The sequence below is a fragment of the Colwellia sp. 6M3 genome, from assembly GCF_014077595.1.
Lineage (GTDB): Bacteria > Pseudomonadota > Gammaproteobacteria > Enterobacterales > Alteromonadaceae > Cognaticolwellia.
On sequence record NZ_JACGWF010000186.1, the window covers coordinates 1 to 1,472 of the forward strand.

The following is a 1,472-nucleotide window of genomic DNA, read 5'->3' on the forward strand; positions in this document are numbered from 1 at the left end:
ATCTTGCACCAACTTGAAATAACTGTTCAGCGCCTATCGTCGTAGCGCCGTATACAGGAATGGTCTGGTTCAATATTTTTGATGACAGGTTGGCTGTTTCAACACCAACCCTTTTTGCCATACTATCTTTAATTTTACTTATGCCTTCTTCGACTTCATCTTCGCTAGCGAAAACACTTTGAATGGGTGACAAATACCCAACAAAAATCAATAGTGCGAGTAAATAGTTTTTCATTTTTAAATCCTAAACAATTCAGTTGATAACTGAATTAAAAAATATGGTTAATCGTAAAGTGATGCCTTTTTTATAATGACAGCGCTTCGTTTGTTAATTTTTCTATTTCTGCCCCATAAATTAGAGCGGCAGAAGCAGCATCAATAAGGGTACGTCGTGCATTTAACAATTCTTGTCTAGCAGATACATAATCAAGATAGCCATATCTTCCTTTTTGATAGGCCAATTGAGTATCTTCCAGGGCTTCCTCTAGCATTGGAATAACCGACTTCCTTAATGCATTGGCAGTTAATATTGCTTGTTTTCTATTAGAGTATGCTCGTAGTAAATAATTTCTAAACCTCAGCTTAGTTACCTCTTTATCTACGACAACTTGATCACGTTCAGCTAACGCACTTGCAATTGCACCTGAATTTCGCTTTTCTGCAAATAAGGGCAAGCTAAAACCTGCTACTAGTGCGGTATCATTGCTTTCTTGAGAGCGCCTGACCCCTACAGACCATTTAATATTGGCATTAGACTCAGTTTTAGCTAACCGTATTTCGGCCTCTTTTAATCGCTGTTCATTAGCATAGATTTTAATAGCAGGGTTGTTCTCTAACTGAGCAAAAAGGCTGTTGAAATCACTATCATGACCAAACTGATAAAGGTCGCCATTCACTCTAGAGAAGGATACCGAGGTCTCTCCCCAATAGGCTGCTAATGAGAGTTTTAAATATTCTAAGCGTTTGTGTTCAGATTGAACTGTTAGGTTAGCCTGAGCAATAACTGCCTTTGACCGTTTCACTTCAGCCTCCGGTGTTGCACCTGCGCGATTGCGTTGAGATACAATTTTTAACGTTTCTTCTGCTAGGTCAAGTGCATTTTCAGACAATAAGACTCTTTGTTGAGCTGCAAGCACCTCAACAAATTTTTCAGTAACCTGAGCCATTAAGTTAAGTGCCGCAACCTCTTTCTCAGCGATGAGTAACGCTCTAGAACTTGAAACAAGTGCTATTCTCGCCGAGCGCTTATTTCCCATTTCAATAACTGAAGACAAAGCGACAGTTAGTTCCGCACTATCAAACTGATTGAATTCTCCTGAACCAGCAAAGTTTTCAGCTTCAATGTCCAGTTCATAAGCAGGAGTTAAATTTGCTGTTCTTTCACGTCCAATTAACATGTTTTGTTTGAATTCAAATATTTTTAGTTCGGGATTTTTTTTAAGTGTCCATTGAATAGCATCTTTGAGGTTTAG

The 1,472-nt window shown here is 38.7% G+C and carries 1 protein-coding gene and 1 pseudogene; both read right to left on the reverse strand.

Features of this window, described 5'->3' with window-relative positions; all coding sequences use genetic code 11:
• Positions 1-235: pseudogene (locus H4J50_RS18880) on the reverse strand (HlyD family secretion protein); the annotation flags it as partial.
• Positions 236-305: 70 nt separating this feature from the next.
• The coding region (locus H4J50_RS18885; protein ID WP_182257693.1) for a TolC family protein at positions 306-1,472 on the reverse strand (1,167 nt) is incomplete at its 5' end.